The organism is Enterococcus sp. DIV2467a (assembly GCF_050532945.1).
Lineage (GTDB): Bacteria > Bacillota > Bacilli > Lactobacillales > Enterococcaceae > Enterococcus > Enterococcus faecalis.
The window spans coordinates 1180123-1201700 of the sequence record NZ_CP172896.1 but is presented as its reverse complement, the minus strand read 5'-3'; the positions used below and the strand labels follow the sequence as shown (position 1 = coordinate 1201700).

The following is a 21578-nucleotide window of genomic DNA, read 5'->3' as shown; positions in this document are numbered from 1 at the left end:
TCAGAATACTTTCTCTTCTATTTATAAAAGAGATAAGAAAAATAGGCCCAACACTATTAAAGTTGTTAGACCTATTTCTAGTTTAAGGAATCACTTATTCTCCTTTTGGTTCTAAACGGAATAATGGACTCATTGGTTTATTTTCATGAATACGAAGTAACGCTTCCCCCATTAACTCAGCGCAAGAAATAATATTCAAGGTTGATGGTTGGTGGTCTGCTGTCGTATAAACAGAGTCAGTAATACTAATTTCCTTAATCGGCGCATTTTCTAAGGTTGCTTTTGCGCCTTCTGATAACAAACCATGCGAGGCGCAAGCATACACTTCTTGCGCACCATTTTTCATTAAAACTTCCGCCGCTGTGGCTAACGTTTGACCAGTATTCAAAATGTCATCAACAAGAATACATTTTTTCCCAGCGACATTCCCAATAACGTAACCTTCTTGGCGCACCCCATCAATCTCTTCATGGTCGACAATTGCTAAGGTCGCATCTAAGTACTCCGATAAACTACGTGCGCGTTGAACGCCACTGTTTTTAGGCGAAACAATCACAATTTCTTCCCCTACTAATGCTTGTTGACGATAATAATGAGCGAACAAAGGCATTGTAAATAAATTATCTACTGGGATATCAAAAAATCCTTGGACTTGAACAGTATGCAAGTCTAATGTTAACAAACGTGTTGCGCCTGCCTCTACTAACATATTAGCAACTAATTTCGCAGTAATGGGTTCTCTTGGTTTCGCTGTGCGGTCTTGGCGAGCATAACCATAGTAAGGCAAAATAACATTAATTGTTTTTGCGCTAGCACGTTTTAATGCATCAATTAAAATAAGCAATTCCATCAAATGATCATTTACAGGAGCATTCGTTGCTTGGATGATGTAGACATGATCGCCACGAATACTTTCTTCAATATTAATTTGAATTTCGCCATCACTAAATTGGCGCACGGTGCTTTTTCCTAATTCTGTTCCTACTGATGCTGCGATTTTTTCAGCAAGTGGTCGATTTGCATTTAAACTGAAGATGCGTAAGGTGTCATCTTGATAGTTTTCGGTCATGATATCCTCCGTCAATATAAAATAATAGTCGTTTTCATTCATATTCTACCATTTTTTGTCATAAAAATCATGGGATCCTCCTTAATTTATTGAAAGAAACGGTTTTCTTTGTGAAAAAAGCGCTTGTATTTAGGCGCACCTAAAAATTATTTGCATTTTCTTAAACTATCCCTTATACTGATTTTAAGGCAAACCTAAAAAGGAGGAATTTCATGAGAAAAAGCTTTAACTTAGCTGTTCAAGCGTTAACCGTTCAATATCAAGGACGGACCGCTTTAAATAATATCCACGTTACTATTCCCTCCGGTAAAATTACTGGAATTATCGGACCAAATGGTGCTGGAAAGTCAACATTTATTAAAGGGTTATTAGGCTTGATTAAAACAAAGGAACGTGATGTTTTGTTAAATAATCAAGCGATTGACCAACAAAAAACAACCATTGCCTATGTAGAACAACGTAGCGCCTTGGATCTTAGTTTCCCAATTAGCGTTTTTGAAACGGTCTTGCTAGGAACCTATCCAAACTTGGGACTATTAAAACGCCCAGGAAAGAAAGAAAAGCAAGCAGCCATGGCTGCATTAAAAATGGTGCAATTAGAAGACTATGCGCAACGCCAGATTGGCGAACTTTCTGGTGGCCAATTACAACGTGTGTTTATCGCCCGTGTTTTGGCCCAAGGTGCTGAGGTGATTTTTTTAGATGAACCTTTCGTCGGCATTGATATGTCTAGTGAAAAAGTGATTATGGATATTCTTAAATCATTAAAAAATCAAGGTAAAATGATTATCATTGTTCACCATGATTTGCACAAAGTGTCCCACTATTTTGATGAATTAATCGTTTTGAAAAACCGGCTAATTGCTGCGGGTCCTGTTGAACAAACGTTTACTGCAGAAACGCTCCAAGAAGCATACGGTGATTTGTTAGGTGATTTATTAATACAGGGGGTTGCAAAATGATTGCTGCATTTATTGATGGTTTATTCCGTTATCAATTTTTACAAAATGCCCTTTTGACGTCTGTAATTGTCGGACTCATTTCAGGGGTAATTGGTTCATTCATTATTTTACGTGGGATGTCTTTGATGGGTGATGCGATTTCCCATGCTGTTTTACCAGGGGTCGCTGTTTCTTATATGTTTGGTTTCAATTATATTTTTGGCGCTTCTATTTTTGGCTTATTAGCTGCATTATCGATCGGCTTTATTACCCAAAAAAGTCCACTAAAAAATGATACTGCCATTGGTGTTGTCTTTAGTTCTTTTTTTGCTTTAGGGATTATTTTTATCTCTTTTGCAAAAAGTTCCACCGATTTATATCATATTCTGTTTGGAAATGTATTAGCGGTCGCAGATACCGATATTTTAATTACTTGTGTCGTCGGCGTGATTGTTTTGATTTTTGTGGCATTGTTTTATAAAGAGTTGCAACTCACTTCTTTTGATCCCACAATGGCTCAGGCTTATGGTTTAAATATTCAATTTTTCCACTATGCATTGATGTTTTTACTAACATTAGTCGCTGTTTCTTCTTTGCAAACCGTCGGAACTATTTTAGTCATTGCCATGCTGATTACGCCAGCGGCAACAGCTTATCTATTAACAAATCACTTACCGACAATGATTGGCTTAGCCTCTACTTTTGGGATTTTAAGTTCAGTGATTGGCCTATTCTTTAGTTATTCTTATAACTTAGCTTCTGGTGCGACGATTGTTTTAACCGCCGCCTTATTCTTTTTATTGGCTTTCTTTTTCTCACCAAAGAAAGGCCTAGTATTTGTAAACCGTGAGAAAGAAATGGAGGAATCAACGAATGAAAAAATTTAGTTTATTTTTTTTAACACTTTTAGCAGGGTTAACGTTAGCTGCTTGCGGGAATCAAGCCGCTGAAAAGAAAGAAAAATTAGCAATTGTGACAACGAACTCGATCTTATCCGATTTAGTGAAAAATGTTGGGGAAGACAAAATTGAGCTGCATAGTATTGTGCCAATTGGGACAGACCCTCACGAATATGAACCGTTACCAGAAGACATTGCGAAAGCTTCTGAAGCGGACATTTTATTCTTTAACGGCTTGAACTTAGAAACAGGCGGAAATGGCTGGTTTAACAAATTAATGAAAACGGCCAAAAAAGTTGAGAATAAAGATTACTTTTCTACAAGCAAAAATGTTACGCCACAATATTTAACAAGTGCCGGTCAAGAACAAACAGAAGATCCGCATGCTTGGTTAGACATTGAAAATGGCATTAAATATGTAGAAAACATTCGTGACGTGTTAGTAGAAAAAGATCCAAAAAATAAAGATTTCTATACAGAAAACGCGAAAAATTATACCGAAAAACTTAGCAAACTACATGAGGAAGCCAAAGCTAAATTTGCTGATATTCCTGATGATAAAAAATTATTAGTTACAAGTGAAGGTGCCTTTAAATATTTCTCCAAAGCTTATGATTTAAATGCCGCTTATATTTGGGAAATTAACACAGAAAGTCAAGGAACACCTGAACAAATGACCACGATTATTGATACCATTAAGAAATCAAAAGCACCTGTGTTATTTGTTGAAACCAGTGTCGATAAACGTAGTATGGAACGGGTCTCAAAAGAAGTGAAACGACCAATTTACGATACACTTTTCACAGACTCTCTTGCCAAAGAAGGAACAGAAGGCGATACGTACTACAGCATGATGAACTGGAATTTAACAAAAATCCATGATGGCTTAATGAGTAAATAAATAATAAAGAAGAAAGAACCAAGTTGACTCCCCCTCAACTTGGTTCTTTCTTCTTTATTTAACTAATTCCTCAATATCAATTACTCGATCCACAATTTCCTCATAAAAATCTGCTTCATGGGAAACCAGAAAAACCGTTCCTGGGTAAACGTGAATTGCTTCTTGTAAACTTTTTTTGGCCGCTTCATCAATATGATTGGTTGGCTCATCTAAAAATAACAAATTACTTGTTTGCATCATTAGTTCCGCTAGTTTTACTTTTGTTTGCTCACCACCACTTAACAGGGCTAGCGACTGCATTGCTAACTTATCTGGTAAACCTGCTCTAGCCAAATGACTTCTTCGCTCTTTAATCGTTGTATCTGGAAAACGATCTGATAAATAGTCTAGCGGCGTTAACTGCTCATTAGGCCACGCCAAGTCTTGGGTAAAATAAGCAATTTTTGTATTCAGCGGATAATGAAATTCTCCATCTAATGAAGGAATCACTTTCGTCAACGTTTTAATTAATGTTGATTTGCCAATCCCATTAAAGCCTTTCAATGCGACTTTTTCACCGACATGAACCATTAAATCTAACGGTTCTAACAAAGGTTCCCGATAGCCGACAACTAACTTCTGGGTCGTTAGTGCTTGCGTTGCAACTAACCCTTGATAAGGAAATTCAATCGCCGGCTTAGTCAAGGAACCTGGCGGAGCCAATCGTTCCAACCGGTCCAATTGTTTTTGTCGACTTTTAGCCATCGTTGCTCGATTTCCAGCTTTGTATTTACGAATATAGGCTTCCATTTTTTCAATTTTTTCTTGTTGGGCCTGATACTGTTTCAAATAGGTTTGTTTATTCTGCTCTTTTTGTGCAAAAGATTTTTCTACATTTCCAGTATATTTGGTTAATTTGCCAAACTCAATATCTGCGATGCAATTCGTCACTTCATTTAAAAATTGATAATCATGGGAGACTAATAGAAAGCTTCCTTCAAAATTATTCAGATAGCGAACAAGCCATTGAATATGTGTATCATCTAAATAGTTGGTGGGTTCATCTAAAAGTAACACATCAGGGGCCTCTAACAATAATTTTGCTAAAATCACTTTTGAACGTTGACCACCGCTTAGCTCCCCTAACTTTTTATCCAAACCAATTGCTTGTAGTCCTAACCCATTGGCTAAATCCTGAATAATCGTGTCGATTTGGTAAAAATTACTTTCATCTAAATCTGTTTGTAACTTGCCTGCTTGTTCTAAAAGTTTTTCCGAAGCCGTTTGACTGTATTCTTCATAAAGCTTTGTCAGTTTCGCTTCTTTATCAAAAAGTTCTTGAAAGGCTTGTTTCAAAAAATCAACCATCGTTAGTGATTGTTCTACAGAAACGTGCTGATCCAAGTACCCAATCTTGCAATTTTTTTGCCACTGAATCGTTCCTTCGTCTGGCAATACTTCCCCCGTTAAAATTTTAATTAAGGTGGATTTGCCGACCCCATTTTGGCCAGTTAAGCCTAAATGATCCCCTTTATTCACTTGCAATGAAGCCTCTTCATACAAGACCTTTTCGCCAAATCGATGCGTTAAATGTTCAATAGTTAAAATACTCATTTTCGTCACTTCTTTCTTGTTAACTGATTATTTTGGGACAACAAAAAAAGAACCACGTCTGCACGTCGTCCATCCTGACAGAAATCCCGACAACCGCTTGTACGTACACTCAAATAAGACTAGCTTTTCTAGTCAAAAAATGTCCTATCAAGCGATGAAGAAATTAATTGCTCGGCTCCACAACAGTGCTTCATCTGTTCTTAAACTATCGGGAGCTACTTTTCTTGTTAATTTATCAGTTAAAACAAAAAACATGTGAATCACCTTTCTTATGCTTGTATTCTACCATAGTATGACAAGAAAGCAAGCCACGTTGGTTTATAACGAAAGGAGCCCACAAACCATCATTTTGTCGGCTCCCTATCCCTGTTATTCTGATAAATAATTTAATGCATAGCGTACGTGGTACTCTGCTGCTAAAAGTAAGGCACGTTCATCAATATCAAATTGTTCATGATGGTGTCCAAAATGAGTAGCAGGATTTTCAGGGTTTCGTGAACCGACCCGTCCATAGATACCAGGAATTACCGCTAAGTAATCAGCAAAATCATCCGCCCCTAAACTTTTAGGATGATCGGTCACAACATTTTCAAAACCAACAATTTCACTGGCTACCTGCTGTGCACGGTTGGTTGCTTGTTCTTCATTAATTAATGGATTCGCTGCTGCATAAACAGAAAAATCAGCAATTTCTGTGCGATGAGACTGGGCAATTTCATGGGCAATTTCTTCGACTCGTTGTAAAACAAATTGGCGCGTTTCCTGACTAAATGTTCGAACAGTACCTTCAATGGTTGCCTGGTTTGCTACAATATTATAGCGTGTTCCTGCTTGTAAAACGCCAATTCCTACTACGACAGAATCTAAAGGATCAATCTCGCGAGCTACAATTTTTTGTAATTCCACAACGATACTGGCCGCTGCTAAAACAGCATCTCGGCCATTCTGTGGTTGGGCGACGTGACTACTTTGACCACTGACTTCAATTTTAAAAATATCACAAGAGGCGTTGGTGGCGCCTTTGGTAGCGACTAATTTTCCGACCGGCACACTAGAATCTAAATGAATCCCAAACACTTGGTCGATTGCTTCTAAATAATTTCCTTCCACAAATTGTCGAGCGCCTGCACCAATTTCTTCAGCTGGCTGGAAGGCCAGTTTAATCGTTCCTGAAAAGGTATCCTGATGTTTTTTGAGCACTTTAGCTGCACCTAGCAATGCTGCAGCATGACCATCGTGTCCACAAGCATGATTGAGTCCTGGATTTTTAGAAGCATAGGCAGTACCTGTTGCATCTGGTAATTCCAACGCATCAATATCTGCACGTAATAAAATCGTTTTGCCAGCGCCAAGACCTCCTTCAATGGTTGCTAAAACACCCGTTTCCCCTACTTCTACAAAAGGAATAGCTAAGGCTAGTAGTTCTTCTTTAATTCGCTTAATCGTTTCATATTCTTTTAAACTTGCTTCAGGATATTGATGAAAATGACGTCTTAAATGGATTATCCATTCATTTTCTGTAGCAATAGCTTCTTGGATTGTTTGAATCGTTGTTGTACTCATTATAAATGCCTCCTTTATTTTTTACCAAATGTTTCCCAGGCTGGAACATTGGCGCCTTTTGATGTTTCTGCAATGACCTTTTTCGTTTCTTCTTGTTGATATTCTTCTACAACTTTTTGATAAAGTTTATTCTCTTGATCTTCTTCTCGGGCCACGACAATGTTCACATAAGGTTTCGCTTTTTCGTTTACAGGTTCTAAGAAAATAGCATCTTTATCTGGTGTATACCCAGCATCGACAGCCATGCCGCTATTAATCACTGAAGCATCGACATCTTGTAAAGCGCGCGCTGTTTGCGTAGCATCTAATTCAGTTATTTTCAATTGGCGTTTATTTTCAGTAATATCACTGACAGTCGGTAGTTGCTGTTTCGCAGGATCAACTTTTATCAGTCCTGCAGTTTGTAATAAAATTAACGCCCGCCCACCATTCGTTGGGTCATTAGGAATAGCAATTTCTCCGCCGTCTTTAATTTTCGTGATATCTTTCAATTTATTAGCGTAAATTCCCAATGGTGCATTGACTGTATTGCCAATTGATACTAATTTCGTCCCATGTTCTTTATTGTAATTGTCTAAAAAGATTTGATGCTGAAAGGCATTTAAATCAATTTCTTTTTCTGCTAATGCTGCATTTGGTTGCGTATAGTCTGTAAATTCTACCAATTGTAGATCAATATTTTTCTTTTTCAAACGGTCTTTGACCGATTCCCATTCATCATTTTTTGTTCCTACAACCCCTAGTTTAACGGTTTCTGCCTTAGTATCCTTCGCAGATCCCGATGCACAACCTGCAATCGTAAAAGCTAATACCCCAATAAGTCCAATTAATTTACTAAATTTTTTCATTTGTCATTTCTCCTTTTTTCTAATGTGATGTTTTTTTGATTAATTGATTACTAATGGCTTGACTGATAAATACCATAATTAAAATAATTAACGTGGCCATAAATGTCACATCGGTTTGAAACCGATTGTATCCTCGAGTAATCGCTAAGTTGCCCAGACCACCGGCTCCAATCGCTCCTGCCATGGCTGTTAATCCAATCAAATTAATAATTGTCACTGCTGAAACACGAATAATACTTGGTAACCCTTCAATTAAATAAACCCGAAAAATAATCCCTAAGGGACTCGTCCCCATGGCTTCTGCCGCTTCAATAACGCCAGGATCCACTTCTAATAACGCATTTTCAATTTGGCGCGCGAAGAACGGAATTACGCCAATAACTAATGGGACTAACGCTGCGGTTGTACCAATTGTCGTTCCTGCCAAAATTCGTGTTAATGGTTGAATCAGTGCGAGCATAATGATGAAAGGAATAGAACGACAAACATTAATAATTTTTTCTAAGACGCTATACAGGGGTGGATTTTTCAAAACACCACTGGGGCCAGTACTGACAAGCACAACACCCAACAAGACTCCTAACACACCAGCAATTAAGGCTGTCCAAAAAACCATGTATAATGTTTCCCATGTACTTTGAAGAAACTCTTGTTTTAATTGGACAACATTCGGAAAATATTTCTCAAATAATTGATACATTCTCAGTTCACTCCTTTTTTAAATCACTTGTAAATTCTGCTTTTGCTTCGTTTGCTGATAGGTTTTCAAAACATTGGTTCGCACGCCTTGTTTCGCTAAATAAGTAAGGGCTTGTTGACGCTGGGCCTCATCACCAGAAAGCACCACAATTAAATGGCCAATAGGAACGTTTTGAACAATTTCGACATTGCCATAAAGGATATTTGTATATACCTGATATTGGCTATACAATTGTGCAATTAATGGCTCGTTCGTTTGATCTCCCACATAAGAAAATTCAATTAATTCTTGATTTTTATCTAAATCAGCTAATTTAGGATGTTCAAGAATCGTGGTTAATGCTTGGTCAATATGAGTTGCTGTCCGGATAAAATCTTTTGTTAAAGGTTGTTGGGGTTGACTAAAAATCGAAACAATATCGTTTGATTCGACAACGCAGCCATTTTCCATCACCGCGACTTTATTACAAATTTCTTTAACCACTTGCATTTCATGGGTGATTAAGACAATCGTCAAGTTCAGTTCTTGATTTAACTTTTTTAACAAGGCTAAAATCTGTCCCGTTGTTTTTGGATCTAACGCACTCGTCGCTTCATCACAAAGTAAAATTTCAGGATCATTTGCTAAAGCGCGGGCAATCGCAACCCGCTGTTTTTGCCCTCCTGATAGTTGACTGGGGTAAGCGTCCCGTTTTTCACTTAGTCCAACTAGCTCTAATAAATGGCTGATTTTTTGACGCCGTTCACTTTTACTTAGCCCAGAATATTTTAATGAAAAATCGATATTACTAAATATGGTCCGCTCTTTCATCAAATTAAAATGTTGAAAAATCATTCCAATCTTTTTTCGTTGTTGTCGTAATTCCTTTTTAGAAAAAGTTAAAATATTTTCTTTGTTAATAATAACGGTGCCCGCTGTTGGTCGTTGCAATAAATTAATTACCCGTACTAGCGTACTTTTTCCAGCACCGGAATAACCAACAATTCCGTAGATATCCCCTTTATCAATTGTCAAAGAAACATCTTGGACAGCCCGAATTTCTTGTTTTTTTTGTTGAAATGTCACACTGATATTTTTTAGTTCAATCATTCTTTATCCCCCTTCATTCTTACCAACCTGCATTTTTTCATAAAAAAGAAAAAAGCATCCTCAACGACACAACTCGAGTTGTATCGTTGAGGACGCTTTTTTGCGTGTTACCACCTCATGTTCAGAATTTGCTCACACAAATTCCCTTTTCAAGTACGGAACAACATGTTCGATACCCTAGCTCGATAACGGGAGCCCCCGTCGCCGCCTTGTGTTTAACACTCGGAGCGCTTGCTCAATAGCCATTTTCCAAAACGTCTTTGTCACCTATTCTCAGCTACCTAGGCTCTCTGTTAGACAAATCAAGTCTTGTACTTACTATATCACTGCTTTTTTATTTCTATTCATTCTAAACTGATTTTCATCTGTTTTCAAAATTAAACAGACTAGAGTTAATGTTCTCTTCGAACAGCTTGTACTGTTCATCACTTACAAAGGCCATCCTGCGTCGAGTAACCGCAGACAGCATCTACTCTGTCGCTTCGCGCCAGTCGTAGTGCTCAACAGGATTTGACTGTGACGAGAATCACAGCCTTGGCGAGAATCGTAGGAACACTTTCGTGCAAATGATACAACTTGCCCTTCGGTCATCTTGTACTGTTCATCATCTACTCTGTCGCTTCGCGCCAGTCGTAGTGATTCACAGCAAAAAGCCCTTCACTAGCGTTTTGCTAGTAAAGGGCGAATGATTCGCGGTACCACCTTTTTTCGAAATATAACTGATTCTTTATATCTCATCTCTTATCCAAGTCTTTATTAACTTGGTGCACATGGTAACGGGTGCTTATCCGAAATTGCTTACTTATCAGCAATTTATTCTCAGAGGCCATCTTCAACTTTTCTGAACCTTGTCCCTTTTCACCAATCAGGACTCTCTTTTGAAGGTCATCAAAATTTACTCTTCTCTTCAACGAATGAATAGTTATCTGTGATGTTGATTTACACTTTACTAGAGAAAAAAGAGATTGTCAACAGTTTTTCTTAGAAAAAAATCATTTTTCTTTTTTTACGAAAGAGCAATTGACAAACTTTCGTCAATACGTTATTCTATTTCTTGTGCACGAGATTTGTACGATTTTTCAAAAGGAACTTTGACGATTACTCGTCGCAGTGTAGCCTTTGAAAATGCCGCCTTAGCTCAGTTGGTAGAGCACCACCATGGTAAGGTGGGGGTCGCCGGTTCAAGCCCGGCAGGTGGCTTTTTGGTAAAATCCCAACTCTTTAATAAAGAGTTGGGATTTTTTTGTTTTGCCTACCCTTAGTGTTCTGTCAAGATGAGAAAATAACAAAAGCAATTTCTTCATTCCACTCGTTATGGTATATTTTAATTGTTAAATAATTATTGGAGTGGAGTACAATGATGAAACAATTACCTACAGAATCAAAAAAATTTGATTTAAAGAATTGGTGTATTGAAAATAAAGCCTATCTTCTATTGATCGTTTTAATTTATCAAGTGGCAGTTTTATCCATCGGCATTATCAATTTCCCTTACTTAGATGATAATGCTCGCCAAGTCGCTGGAATGACAGATTTTGGTACGACTTACGCACGTTGGGGCAGTGAATTTCTCTCATGGTTTGTTCAAGGAAGTCGTCATTTGACAGATCTGGGCTTGACCACACCGATTCTAACAGGTCTTATCTTATCTCTCACAAGCATACTGGCAATTTATATCATCAATGACCAAAAAATTAGCTGGGGTTCCTCTTTAGTAGCTACTTTAATTGGCCTCAATCCTTGGTTCCTCCAATGTCTTAGTTTCAGGTTTGATAGTCCCTATATGGCATTGAGTATTTTTTGTTCGTTTCTTCCTTTTTATTGGTGGCAGCGTAATTCTTTTACGTTTTTCTTGGTTTCTGTCTTTTCACTGTTTGTTATGTTTAATACTTACCAAGCCTCGTCAGGAATTTATATAGTTATCGTCTTATTCCTTACTTTCAAGCAGTTACTTGCTGGAGAAAATTTCATTGCTCTTTGTAAAAAAGTCGCACTTGCTGCTATCGCTTATCTACTTTCTATAGTCAGCTACCTTATCGAGTTAAAATTTGTACCTTCCGCAACAAACAACATTGGGGGCAGTCAGGCCTTACCAAGTTTGCACGATATTCCCAGTGTGGCTTATCAAAATAGTTACCATTATTTTTCAGAGCTATTGAACCAGAGTAATCGTTTATGGCTTTTATTACTGCTCCTACTGCTTGTTTTATTTTTTATTAGTCATCTATCAAATAGCAAAATCAACTTAGGCTTAAGTTTCCTTTATTGTATCTTGTATTTAGGACTTGCTTCTCTCTTAAGTTTTGGTATTTTTATTGTCTATTCAAGAAATATCGCTGGTGATGCGCCTCGCTATATTTACGGATTTGCTGTTTTTGTTACAATCAGCATGTTAAGTTTATTTAACAATCGACAAGTGAAAGCAATTTATCTAACTTCGTTACTTGTGGCCAGCTTGTTATCTTATTATATTTTATCGTTTGTTTTGGTGTATTCTTCCACATTAAACTATCAAAAAGAAGCATTCAATCGCCAAGCAGCTGTTTTAACAGATGATTTAAAAAATGTTGTAACAAACGAACGAAAAAAAGTTTATTTAAATACGTTTTTCAAAAATTCAACTGTTTATGCTAATACAAGTCGAAACTACCCAATTCTTTCAAAAATTGTGCCACCAAATGACGGTCTATACTTCCCTAATTACGTTTGGTTCAATACTTCATCGAATTTAGGAGTAGAGATGGCACCACTGACCGATACGGATATGTCTAAAAATCAAAAAGTAGTAAGTAATCACTTTTATGACATTTATACAAACAACAAAGAAATATTTGTGTTTATGAAATAATTTGTTCCATCCAAAAACACTTCTTTTGCAATAAACGTGACTGTATGGTTTGATTAAGATGGATTAAGTATTCTTTTCGGGTACATTTATTACTTCCTGAAACTTGTTTATTTCCCATTTTTCTTATGAAGTAACAAAATTTTTGAGAAAAAACAGCTCGTTTTCTATGTTATGATAGAGAAGTGAAAATCACCAGAAAGGTTGTTGCGGACTATGAGAACTCGTCAGAAAAAATTATTTTTATTTTCAATGATTTTATGGTTAGTTGAATTTTTAATTACACGGATTTCTGATTCTTTTCCAGGAGCAACGCCATTGTTCGTTGTGATTTGCTTGATTCAAGGAATTCTTTTTACTTATTTCTGTCTTGCTTTTTTCTATTATCCGCAATAATCAGTCAAGAAAAGCAATTAGAGCAGATTCAGCAAATTTCTGAAACCGAAAAAATGGCACGTCCTCGCTTTTAGGACGTGCCATTTTTTAAAGCATTATTTGTGTAAATGCCGTTCGTATCGCCTGTTGAACATTTTGAACAGCATCGATTTGATGACCTTTTACTTCAGTCAATTCTTTTTCAATATATTCAGGATAGTAGGTTGCCAAATAACCCAAGACCCAGATAGTTGGATTTGAAATAACCGTCTCTGCTAATGGATACAAATAGGTAAGATGCAACCGAATTTCTTCTTCCAAATGTTGCAGCATAATTGGATCATCATTTTCTAAACGATTCCTAAGTTCAGTACAAATTTCGGAATAGATCGGCGTATTTAACGGTCCAGTTTTTCCTTCTAGTAAGACTGTCTGAGGCTGATTGTCATACCAAAGAAAAGTCAGTGGTTCTGAAAATTGCAACAGTGCTAATTCTTCAATGAACCATTCCCGAGCAAAATAACTAAGTGCTTGGTTCATAACTAAATCTTTTGCGACTTCCACAAATACTGGTTTAGGCAAATATAAACTGGTTTTAATGTTCGCTAATTGTTGATAAACGGGCAATTGATCGCTTACTAACAAGTTCCTTTTAATTGCTTGAATTTGCTGCGTTTCTAATTGTTGATACGCCTCTTCCACTTGCATTAATTGCTGTTCTAACGTTTTTTGTTGTGCTAGCGTTATTTTATTAGTTTGAAGTAGTTGCTTCAATAAAATATATCCTTCAATAAAGCGACGGCTCTGACTATAAATTTGCATATAAATTGCCGCTGTTTCGAGGTTCTCAAAATAAGAATCTTGGAACGCTTCTGCCAATGCTAGTGCTTCGTCAGCTTCATCCATTTCCAACAATAATTGGACAATTTTTTGGTTTACTGGCGGCGTTTGTTGTAGCTGATAGGCTTGTTGAAAATTTTCTAAAGCGGCGATCTGATTATGTTCTACAAGTGCTTCTTCTCCTTGCGCAATAAAACGTTCATAGTTTTTGGGAAATTCATGAATGGTACTCATATCTAACCTCCTTTATTTCTTATTTAAAGCAGATGAGCCTGGGACAAAAATCACTTTGGATTTTTGCTCCAGGCTCAAAACCTGATAAACGGCGGGAACAGAACCAACACTACGCGTTGTTCGGAGCTAAACGGTTCTGTCCCGACCTCGATTTTAACTATTCAAACGGACTTTTTTAGTAAAGATTACGAATAATAATTGCCGTTTCTAGGTCGCCCTCAGCGTTCATCTTCTCCGCCTTTTCCTCTAAACTATACCCAGCAAAACTTTCGTTTGTTAAAACATCTGCTACTGTGAATTTAGCAACTTTTTCAATACTGACCGCATCTGGTGCTACTTCTTGCACGCTATCCCAGCCTGTATCAATAAAGACCTTTGTATCTTCTGTAATCGCTTCGTTTGCTTCTAACGCCTGCATAATTTCTTTTAACTGTGCATACGTCATAACCTCAACTTGATTTTCCATTTAAACGCCTCACTTTGCCATTCCTTTTTAAGGATTGGGTTTTAATTTTAGACTTTTTCTTTAATTGTTTTTAATGCGTGATATAAGGCATATTTCATTGGTTTGGCTTTCCATTGGAAATTGCCCATTAATTCTTCGACATGACCGCCAAAGGATTGTTTGAATTTAAGAACCCCATCACTTCCATCAAAGACACCGTCAACGCCATAAAAATTATATTTGGGAATGTTATTTTCTACTGTGTAAGTTAACATTTTATGTTGAATTAAATACGGTGCATAGTATTGTTTATATTTTTCATACGTACCACTAAACAAGTAAACAACTTCTTGTGGATGAACAATGAATAAGGCGCCTGCTAAAATTTCAGGTTCATCTGATGTTTTCATTTCTTTAGCTTCGTCAATCCGTTTGCGCACGGTACGAACTTCATCTTCAAATTCACGTTTCTGGTTATTTTTTTTACGGCTTTTAGGATTGGCAATTAACGCTTCATTGACTTCGTTGAGCGTCTCTTGTAATTTGCGTAATTTCTCATGAAGATTTTCTAAATAAGTAGCAAAGTTTAGTTCCGCCACCATAAATTTCGCTCGTTCGCCAAACTCTTCATAAACAGCTTGGTAATAAGCTAAATCCTTATCTTCAAAATTACGCCGTGCACTTGTTTCTTCCGTTAATTTCTTAAAGAGAGGTAGCTCTTCGTAACGAAGTTCTCGGGTTGTTACTCCATATTCCCATGTTTTCTTAATGTCATATTTAGCATCTTTTCCATAAGATTTCCAAAGATCTTCTTCTGTTAATCCAGCCATATCTTTGACAAACAGCCAACGTGGCGCGCCATCAAAATTGTGCACATCAAACCCTTGGTGTTCAAAACCAATTGATGTGAAATAGTCAAATGTTTCTTGATTGACCTTTTCAACTTCACCGCCATTAAAATCACGTAAACAAATTTGTTTATTTGGAGTAAAGGTTAAATAAAGGCCATCATTTTTTTTCACATATTTTTTTAAGCCTGTGAAAAAGGCTTCTACACATTTTTTATCTGTATAATCCATCAAAATTCCGCCGTCAATGTCGAAAGCATAACCAATTTTGACTTTTTTCTTGCTTAGGATACACGCAGCAATTAGTTGGCCTTCTCGTTTGACGCCAACGTATTCACAATGCCAGCCACGTCGTTCCAATAAATGTTTCATTTCGGGTGTTTCTAAAAAGTTACCTGCAGGATGTGTCATTGCAAAGGTAGTAAATTCTTGTTCAGTTAATGTACTAAACTGATCCATATCAAACAACTCACAATCTTTTTTTGTTAAATAAATTAGCACTTTTCAGCTTAACCTACTTTTTGCTTTCTTTCAAACAAAGTTACCTCACTGGCTAATTCTTATTTTTCGGTTCTTATTAATTATATCTAATTTTGCTAAAATGCAAACAGTTTTCAACGGAAAAAAAGAATTTCTTTGGAATCTTTCATTTTTGACTAAATATCTTTCTTTTATAAAAAATATCTGAGACAAAAATCTAAAGTGATTTTTGTCTCAGATATTAAAACTCATGAAAACCCGTTGAACATCTTTCTCTCAGGTTCTTGATTTACTCAACAGTTACACTTTTGGCTAAGTTCCTTGGTTTATCAACATCGTAGCCTCTTTGTAAGGTTGCATAGTACGCTAATAATTGACCTGGAACAATGCTAACTAAGGCAGAAAGTAACGGATGAACATCTGGAATAATCAGTTGGTCCTGTGGTTTTGCCAAGGATTCCAAGGCAATCACAATATTTCTTGCTCCACGACTTTCGACTTCCTTTAAATTGCCTCTTGTATGGGCTGCGACTTTGGCATCTGTCACAATCCCAATCACAGGTGTTCCTTCTTCAATTAAGGCAATCGTTCCATGCTTCAATTCACCTGCCGCAAAGCCTTCTGCTTGAATGTAGGAAATTTCTTTCAACTTCAAGGCCGCTTCCATCGACACATAATAGTCGACTCCTCGCCCAATATAGAAGGCATTTCGAGTATACGTCAGATAATCTTCCACTAAGGCTTTCATTTGTTGTTTTTCATCAATCAAGGTTTCCATGACAGCTGCTACCACGCTCAATTCGTGAGCCACATCAAATGAGACGGCTGCTAATGTTTGGCGTTCTTCGCCAATTGCTTTTGCTAAAATAGCTAAGACAGCGATTTGAGCAGTATAAGCTTTGGTGGAAGCGACAGCAATTTCTGGTCCTGCGTGTAATAACAAGGTATCGTCCGCTTCACGTGATAATGTTGAGCCAGCAACATTTGTTAATGTAAGTGATGGATGCCCTAATTCATTAACCTGTACCAGTACTTGGCGACTATCTGCCGTTTCACCACTTTGACTTAAGAAAATGAAGAACGGTTTTTCAGATAAAATAGGCATGTTGTAGCCAAATTCGCTTGATAAATGAACTTCCACAGGAATACTGGCAATCGTTTCAATTAAAGATTTTCCGACCCAACCTGCATTATAACTTGTCCCACAAGCAATAATGTAAATTCGGTCACATTGATTAATTTTTTCAAGTAACGCCTCATCTAAAGTCACTTTTTCACCTTGAGTATACGCTTGAACAATTTTGCGCATCACTGCAGGTTGTTCATCAATTTCTTTGAGCATATAAAACGGATATGTTCCTTTTTCAATGTCATTTAAATCTAATTGCGCTTCAAAAGGTTCTCGGTTGATTACTTGTCCTTCTGGCGTTTCGATTACTACTTTGTCCGCTGTAACAGTTACAATTTCACCATCAACAATCTCAACAAATTGATTGGTTTCTTTAATCATCGCCATCGCATCACTACAAATAACATTAAAGCCTTCGCCTAGACCGATAAGTAACGGGCTTTTATTTTTCGCTACGTAGATAGTATTGGGGTCCATTTTATCCATTAATGCAAAAGCGTATGAACCTTTAATTTCGGCTAAAGCCGCTTTAAAAGCATCTTTTGTTGAAAAACCATTTTCAGCAAAATGAGCAATTAATTGAACGACGATTTCAGTATCTGTATCACCAATTAAGTGAGCATCACTTAAAAATTGTTCTTTTAATTCTTCAAAGTTTTCAATGACACCATTATGCACTAATGCAAAGCGTTGATCGCTTGAAACATGGGGGTGTGCATTGGCGACAGTTGGTTCGCCATGAGTGGCCCAACGAGTATGACCAATACCAACTGTTCCATCGATTTCTGGCGTTAATTTTGCTGCTAAATCGGCAATGCCCCCAACTGCCTTAACTACATGGGGCTGTTGGCTTTGATCATTCACACAAATCCCAGCAGAATCATAACCTCTATATTCCAATTTTGTTAATCCTTGAATCAAACTTTCCGTGACATTTTCTTTTCCAATCATTCCGACAATTCCACACATAATGCTAATTCCTACTTTCCAATTGAAATTCTGTATTTACTAGGTCCTGTTTAACTAGCAAATCCCATTATATGTTTCTACCTGCGTGATAACCGCTTTGTTCTAACTTCACAATTAGTTTTTCTTTGTTATCTGTAGAGTGCAGTCCCTAGAGCCACCCGCCGAATCTTCGATAAGCTCTCTCCTCGTCACCTGAACGTTCAGGTCTGGCGCTATCCGATATTGGTCTATATACCTCCTTTGTAAACATATTCCGTAGAAACATAAATAATCATACAATTAAAAGTAGGTACTTGTCAACAAAAATCTAAAAAACGAAAATTGGTCTAGTTCTTTAAAGTTGCAAAAAAAGAATCTAGTACACTCATGGTAAGAGAAAGTACTAGATTCTTAATAATAAAAAAATATCCGTTCTATTTATAGAACCTTATCAATTTGTTATTTATTGGAATGGATTATAAAACCGGCCACCATTCACATGGAACAACCAGAAACTGATTCCTAATAAGCATAAGGCAAGTAACATTACCGAAAAATCACGCAGATGAAAAGGTTGTTGCGCATACCACGTTCGATTTTTCTTTTGACCAAAACGCCTTAATTCCATAGCGGTACTCACAGTTTCAATTCGATCTAAACTAGATAGGATTAAGGGTAAAACGATTTGTGCTACGCCTTTGATTCGTTGGCCTAGCCGTCCCTTTTTAGACATCTCATAACCTCGCGCTTGTTGTGCTAAAGAAATATTAAAAAAATCTTCTTGGATATCGGGAATATAACGAATAGCCAGCGCTACTGCATAACTAATCCGATAACTCACACCAATTCGATTCAAGCTGGAGGCAAATTCACTAGGATTTGTTGTTAATAAAAAGATTAATGCCAACGGAATCGTACAGAAATATTTTAAAACTAAATTAAATTCATAAAATAATTCTTCTTGTGTCAAAGTAAACCGTCCGATTCCTTCCCAAATCACGGTACGTGATTGATATAAATCAACCCCATATTCAGGTGCAAAAAGGTAAACCGTTAAGATATTTAACAAAGAAAAAATAGCAATAAATTTAATAACAAAAGATATTTGATGCCATTTAATATTTGATAATTTTAACAAAACAAGCGAAACCACAGACATTCCTAACAGATAACGAGTATCATACGTGGTCATACAAGCCACAGAGACAACGATTAAAAAGACTAATTTGCTTGTGCCGTTTAAGCGATGAATCCAGGTTGAATCAGGATGATAGCCTAACATTTGTCGTTCACTCATCCAAAACGCACCTCACGATCGTAAGCAACAAATTTTTCCGTAAATAGCAAGGGATTTTCCAAGCCTAACGCTTTAGCAAAGGTAAACAAGCTCGTTTCTTTTAAAGAAGCTGCTTGAATTAATTTTTCATCTGTTAAAACAGCAACTGGAGTCGCATCTGCTAGTAAACGTCCATCACAAACTACTAACGCACGTGTTGTATATTCCAACATTAAGTGCATATCGTGAGTGATCATCAAAATAGTCACACCTAAGCGGTTCAATTCTTCTAAAAATGTCATCATTTCTGTATAATGTTTAAAATCTTGCCCAGCTGTTGGTTCATCTAAAATTAATAATTCAGGTTCTAAAACTAAGATTGATGCAATAGTTACCCGTTTTTTCTGCCCAAAACTCAACGCAGAAATCGGCCAGTTCCGGAAGGGATACAGCCCACAAATATGTAAAATATTCGTCACACGTTCCTCAATTTCTGCTTGTGGCACATCTCGTAAAACTAATCCTAAAGCTACTTCTTCAAAAATCATTTTTTTAGAAATCATTTGATTGGGGTTTTGCATCACATAACCAATTTTATCTGCACGTTCTTTGATTGAATAATTGGAAAAATCCTGTCCTTCCCATAAAATCTTGCCCGATTGAGGCGTGATGAACCCGCAAATTATTTTAGAAAGTGTAGACTTCCCGGCACCATTTTTTCCTACAATGCTGATCATTTCTCCATGATGAATAGTTACTGAGAAGTCATCTAACACTTTTTCACCGTGACGATCATATTGATAGGACACTTGTTCCAAACGTAATAGTTCAGCTCCTTTGACTGCACTAACTGAACTAGGTTGGACAGACCACTGTGTCATTTTAGGCAAAACCATTTCGCCTGATACTTCGGCTAATTTGTCTAAATGACTAACTTGTGTTAAATCAATCCCAGCATATTTCATGGCTGTAACGTACAAAGGTTCACGAATCCCTTGCTGGGTCAACGTATCTTGACGTAACAATTCATCTGGCGTTGTATCAGAAATAATTGCGCCCTCATTCATGACAATAATTCGATCAACTGATTCGCAAAGAACGTCCTCTAAGCGATGTTCTATTATTAAAACAGTTGCTTTTGTTTCTTGTTGAATGGTGTCAATCAAAGTCATTGTTTCTTGTCCCGCTCGTGGGTCAAGATTAGCCAAAGGTTCATCAAAAAGTAAAATTTTTGATTGGTTAATTAGAACGCCCGCCATAGATACACGTTGTTTTTGACCACCTGACAAATCTTGTGGACGGTGTTGCAATAACTGATTCAGCTCAACAATCTCGGACCATTTCTGAACCGCTTTTTTCATTTCTGCTTGTTCAACTGCATCGTTTTCTAAAGCAAAAGCAATATCCTCAGCAACCGTTAAACCGATAAACTGCCCATCGGTATCTTGTAAAACAGTTCCTACATCAAAAGACAAATCAAATAGACTTGTTTCTTGGATATTTTTACCAGCAACCGTAGCTGTTCCTTGAATCTCACCTTCATAAATATTGGGAATTAACCCGTTGATACATTGCGCCAATGTTGATTTACCACTACCACTAGGCCCAACGATTAAAACCTTTTCTCCTTCATAGATGGTTAATTGAATCCCCTTTAATGTCGGTTCAGATTGGCTATGATATTGAAAGGAAAAATTATTAAAAGTAATGATTGGTTTTTTCATTCGGCCTCACCTCAGTTTCTCCATAAAAGAAAGGGTCTGAGCATTAGCAAAGTAATTACTAGGGCAGACCCTTAACCATTTAAATTATTTCGACAGTTTCTTAATCTTTCGATAAACTGCCTTTCTTTGTTCTTGTTGATGCATAAGCTTTCATCAACAATGTTCCAATAATCCCCACAGCGACAATATTTGAAACAGTCGCGAATACGCCTTGTGTAAACACTTTACTTGCGGGTTCACTATAAATCAAAATATCCAAGCTAGGCGCGATTAAGCCCCAAACGACGATATTGCCAAAGGCTTGGAAAATATTGAAACGCACCATGTCATTTGTTGTGAATTCACCATGTTGAAGATCCATTTTACGACCAGCGAAGCCAAAAATAATACCAATAATTCCTGAACAAATAATCCAGCTCCACCAAGCGCTACCATACGTCGTAAAATCTTTTAACGTGTGACCGATCAAACCAATTAGCCCTCCAGCTACTGGTCCAAAAACAACTGACATTAAAGCAAGAAATGGATACGACGTTTCTAAGTTCGTATTAGGAATTCCAGTTGGAATTACAACGAATCGACCTAAAATAACAAAAACTGCAGAGCCAATTCCAATTGCTACAATTGTCTTGACGGACATTTTTTCTTTCATTTCGCTCCTCCATTCTATAACTCCATTGATTTACAGCCGCTCCCTTCTTGATTTTATCAAATAAAAAAAGAAGATACGCGGTGCATCTTACTTCTAAAATAGTACCCTTTTAACCGCTCTATGTCAATGATAGACGGAGCTTATTAGCTATTTTCTTTTTTTGATTTCCAACAAAGAAA

General features: G+C 37.1%; 18 protein-coding genes, 1 tRNA gene and 2 other annotated features. Of the genes, 6 read left to right on the top strand and 13 right to left on the bottom strand.

Annotation, left to right across the window (positions count from 1 at the left end; genetic code table 11):
* Window positions 1-94: 94 nt before the first annotated feature.
* Window positions 95-1069, bottom strand: coding sequence for a ribose-phosphate diphosphokinase (locus IGL80_RS05590; protein ID WP_002360006.1), 975 nt, complete (start codon window positions 1067-1069; stop codon window positions 95-97).
* Between the two features lie 212 nt (window positions 1070-1281).
* On the opposite strand from IGL80_RS05590, the gene IGL80_RS05585 reads away from it, so the two are divergent.
* Genes IGL80_RS05585 through IGL80_RS05575 form a run of 3 tightly spaced genes read left to right on the top strand, consistent with a single transcriptional unit; the run spans window position 1282 to window position 3810 of the window.
* Window positions 1282-2031, top strand: coding sequence for a metal ABC transporter ATP-binding protein (locus IGL80_RS05585; protein ID WP_002360005.1), 750 nt, complete (start codon window positions 1282-1284; stop codon window positions 2029-2031).
* Complete coding sequence (locus IGL80_RS05580) at window positions 2028-2897, top strand: metal ABC transporter permease (RefSeq protein WP_002369145.1); 870 nt, start codon at window positions 2028-2030, stop codon at window positions 2895-2897. The genes IGL80_RS05585 and IGL80_RS05580 overlap by 4 nt, the downstream gene beginning before the upstream one ends.
* Window positions 2884-3810, top strand: a complete 927-nt coding sequence (locus IGL80_RS05575) for a metal ABC transporter substrate-binding protein (RefSeq protein ID WP_002360002.1) — start codon at window positions 2884-2886, stop codon at window positions 3808-3810. The genes IGL80_RS05580 and IGL80_RS05575 overlap by 14 nt, the downstream gene beginning before the upstream one ends.
* Window positions 3811-3864: 54 nt before the next feature.
* On the opposite strand, the gene IGL80_RS05570 is transcribed toward IGL80_RS05575, so the two are convergent.
* The 5 genes from IGL80_RS05570 to IGL80_RS05550 all read right to left on the bottom strand — a co-directional run bounded on the left by IGL80_RS05570 (window position 3865) and on the right by IGL80_RS05550 (window position 9603).
* Window positions 3865-5403, bottom strand: a complete 1539-nt coding sequence (locus tag IGL80_RS05570; protein WP_002360001.1) for an ABC-F family ATP-binding cassette domain-containing protein — start codon at window positions 5401-5403, stop codon at window positions 3865-3867.
* 369 nt (window positions 5404-5772) lie between these two features.
* On the bottom strand, window positions 5773-6966 hold the full coding sequence (locus IGL80_RS05565) for an amidohydrolase (RefSeq protein ID WP_002360000.1): 1194 nt from the start codon (window positions 6964-6966) through the stop codon (window positions 5773-5775).
* A gap of 14 nt (window positions 6967-6980) precedes the next feature.
* Window positions 6981-7814: a MetQ/NlpA family ABC transporter substrate-binding protein gene (locus IGL80_RS05560; RefSeq protein WP_002359999.1), complete on the bottom strand. Its 834-nt coding sequence runs from the start codon at window positions 7812-7814 to the stop codon at window positions 6981-6983.
* A 19-nt stretch (window positions 7815-7833) separates the two neighbouring features.
* Complete coding sequence (locus IGL80_RS05555) at window positions 7834-8514, bottom strand: methionine ABC transporter permease (RefSeq protein WP_002359998.1); 681 nt, start codon at window positions 8512-8514, stop codon at window positions 7834-7836.
* 18 nt (window positions 8515-8532) lie between these two features.
* Window positions 8533-9603, bottom strand: coding sequence for a methionine ABC transporter ATP-binding protein (locus tag IGL80_RS05550; protein WP_002359997.1), 1071 nt, complete (start codon window positions 9601-9603; stop codon window positions 8533-8535).
* Between the two features lie 85 nt (window positions 9604-9688).
* Window positions 9689-9939, bottom strand: a binding site (T-box leader).
* 338 nt (window positions 9940-10277) lie between these two features.
* Window positions 10278-10523 (bottom strand) — a binding site (T-box leader).
* 207 nt (window positions 10524-10730) lie between these two features.
* On the opposite strand from IGL80_RS05550, the gene IGL80_RS05545 reads away from it, so the two are divergent.
* From IGL80_RS05545 to IGL80_RS05535, 3 genes are all read left to right on the top strand, one after another.
* Window positions 10731-10803 (top strand) — tRNA-Thr (locus IGL80_RS05545).
* Window positions 10804-10960: 157 nt separating this feature from the next.
* A complete protein-coding gene (locus IGL80_RS05540) occupies window positions 10961-12451 on the top strand; it encodes a glucosyltransferase domain-containing protein (protein ID WP_002404266.1) in 1491 nt (496 codons plus the stop codon).
* A 213-nt stretch (window positions 12452-12664) separates the two neighbouring features.
* Window positions 12665-12844, top strand: coding sequence for a hypothetical protein (locus IGL80_RS05535; RefSeq protein ID WP_002383739.1), 180 nt, complete (start codon window positions 12665-12667; stop codon window positions 12842-12844).
* 87 nt (window positions 12845-12931) lie between these two features.
* Here IGL80_RS05535 and IGL80_RS05530 read toward each other — a convergent pair whose 3' ends face one another.
* From IGL80_RS05530 to IGL80_RS05500, 7 genes are all read right to left on the bottom strand, one after another.
* Entirely contained in the window at window positions 12932-13897 is a 966-nt protein-coding gene (locus IGL80_RS05530; RefSeq protein ID WP_002359937.1) for a hypothetical protein, read from the bottom strand.
* A 175-nt stretch (window positions 13898-14072) separates the two neighbouring features.
* Window positions 14073-14363, bottom strand: a complete 291-nt coding sequence (locus IGL80_RS05525) for a hypothetical protein (RefSeq protein ID WP_002359936.1) — start codon at window positions 14361-14363, stop codon at window positions 14073-14075.
* A 47-nt stretch (window positions 14364-14410) separates the two neighbouring features.
* Window positions 14411-15649, bottom strand: a complete 1239-nt coding sequence (locus IGL80_RS05520) for an aminoacyltransferase (RefSeq protein WP_002359935.1) — start codon at window positions 15647-15649, stop codon at window positions 14411-14413.
* A 310-nt stretch (window positions 15650-15959) separates the two neighbouring features.
* A complete protein-coding gene (gene glmS, locus IGL80_RS05515; protein WP_002359934.1) occupies window positions 15960-17768 on the bottom strand; it encodes a glutamine--fructose-6-phosphate transaminase (isomerizing) in 1809 nt (602 codons plus the stop codon).
* 442 nt (window positions 17769-18210) lie between these two features.
* Window positions 18211-19044 carry an energy-coupling factor transporter transmembrane component T family protein gene (locus tag IGL80_RS05510; protein ID WP_002359933.1) on the bottom strand — a complete coding sequence of 278 codons (834 nt, stop codon included), beginning with the start codon at window positions 19042-19044 and terminating at the stop codon, window positions 18211-18213.
* Window positions 19041-20747, bottom strand: coding sequence for an ABC transporter ATP-binding protein (locus tag IGL80_RS05505; RefSeq protein ID WP_002359931.1), 1707 nt, complete (start codon window positions 20745-20747; stop codon window positions 19041-19043). The genes IGL80_RS05510 and IGL80_RS05505 overlap by 4 nt, the downstream gene beginning before the upstream one ends.
* Before the next feature lie 100 nt (window positions 20748-20847).
* Window positions 20848-21399: an ECF-type riboflavin transporter substrate-binding protein gene (locus tag IGL80_RS05500; protein ID WP_002356937.1), complete on the bottom strand. Its 552-nt coding sequence runs from the start codon at window positions 21397-21399 to the stop codon at window positions 20848-20850.
* Between the last annotated feature and the right edge of the window lie 179 nt (window positions 21400-21578).

Coding starts and splice junctions, on each gene's coding strand:
- IGL80_RS05565 (WP_002360000.1), bottom strand. CDS start 6,966: ATGAGTACAACAACGATTCAAACAATCCAAGAAGCTATTGCTACAGAA.
- IGL80_RS05520 (WP_002359935.1), bottom strand. CDS start 15,649: ATGGATCAGTTTAGTACATTAACTGAACAAGAATTTACTACCTTTGCA.
- IGL80_RS05575 (WP_002360002.1), top strand. CDS start 2,884: ATGAAAAAATTTAGTTTATTTTTTTTAACACTTTTAGCAGGGTTAACG.
- IGL80_RS05555 (WP_002359998.1), bottom strand. CDS start 8,514: ATGTATCAATTATTTGAGAAATATTTTCCGAATGTTGTCCAATTAAAA.
- IGL80_RS05525 (WP_002359936.1), bottom strand. CDS start 14,363: ATGGAAAATCAAGTTGAGGTTATGACGTATGCACAGTTAAAAGAAATT.
- IGL80_RS05505 (WP_002359931.1), bottom strand. CDS start 20,747: ATGAAAAAACCAATCATTACTTTTAATAATTTTTCCTTTCAATATCAT.
- IGL80_RS05535 (WP_002383739.1), top strand. CDS start 12,665: ATGAGAACTCGTCAGAAAAAATTATTTTTATTTTCAATGATTTTATGG.
- IGL80_RS05530 (WP_002359937.1), bottom strand. CDS start 13,897: ATGAGTACCATTCATGAATTTCCCAAAAACTATGAACGTTTTATTGCG.
- IGL80_RS05540 (WP_002404266.1), top strand. CDS start 10,961: ATGATGAAACAATTACCTACAGAATCAAAAAAATTTGATTTAAAGAAT.
- IGL80_RS05550 (WP_002359997.1), bottom strand. CDS start 9,603: ATGATTGAACTAAAAAATATCAGTGTGACATTTCAACAAAAAAAACAA.
- IGL80_RS05590 (WP_002360006.1), bottom strand. CDS start 1,069: ATGACCGAAAACTATCAAGATGACACCTTACGCATCTTCAGTTTAAAT.
- IGL80_RS05570 (WP_002360001.1), bottom strand. CDS start 5,403: ATGAGTATTTTAACTATTGAACATTTAACGCATCGATTTGGCGAAAAG.
- IGL80_RS05500 (WP_002356937.1), bottom strand. CDS start 21,399: ATGAAAGAAAAAATGTCCGTCAAGACAATTGTAGCAATTGGAATTGGC.
- IGL80_RS05585 (WP_002360005.1), top strand. CDS start 1,282: ATGAGAAAAAGCTTTAACTTAGCTGTTCAAGCGTTAACCGTTCAATAT.
- IGL80_RS05560 (WP_002359999.1), bottom strand. CDS start 7,814: ATGAAAAAATTTAGTAAATTAATTGGACTTATTGGGGTATTAGCTTTT.
- glmS (WP_002359934.1), bottom strand. CDS start 17,768: ATGTGTGGAATTGTCGGAATGATTGGAAAAGAAAATGTCACGGAAAGT.
- IGL80_RS05580 (WP_002369145.1), top strand. CDS start 2,028: ATGATTGCTGCATTTATTGATGGTTTATTCCGTTATCAATTTTTACAA.
- IGL80_RS05510 (WP_002359933.1), bottom strand. CDS start 19,044: ATGAGTGAACGACAAATGTTAGGCTATCATCCTGATTCAACCTGGATT.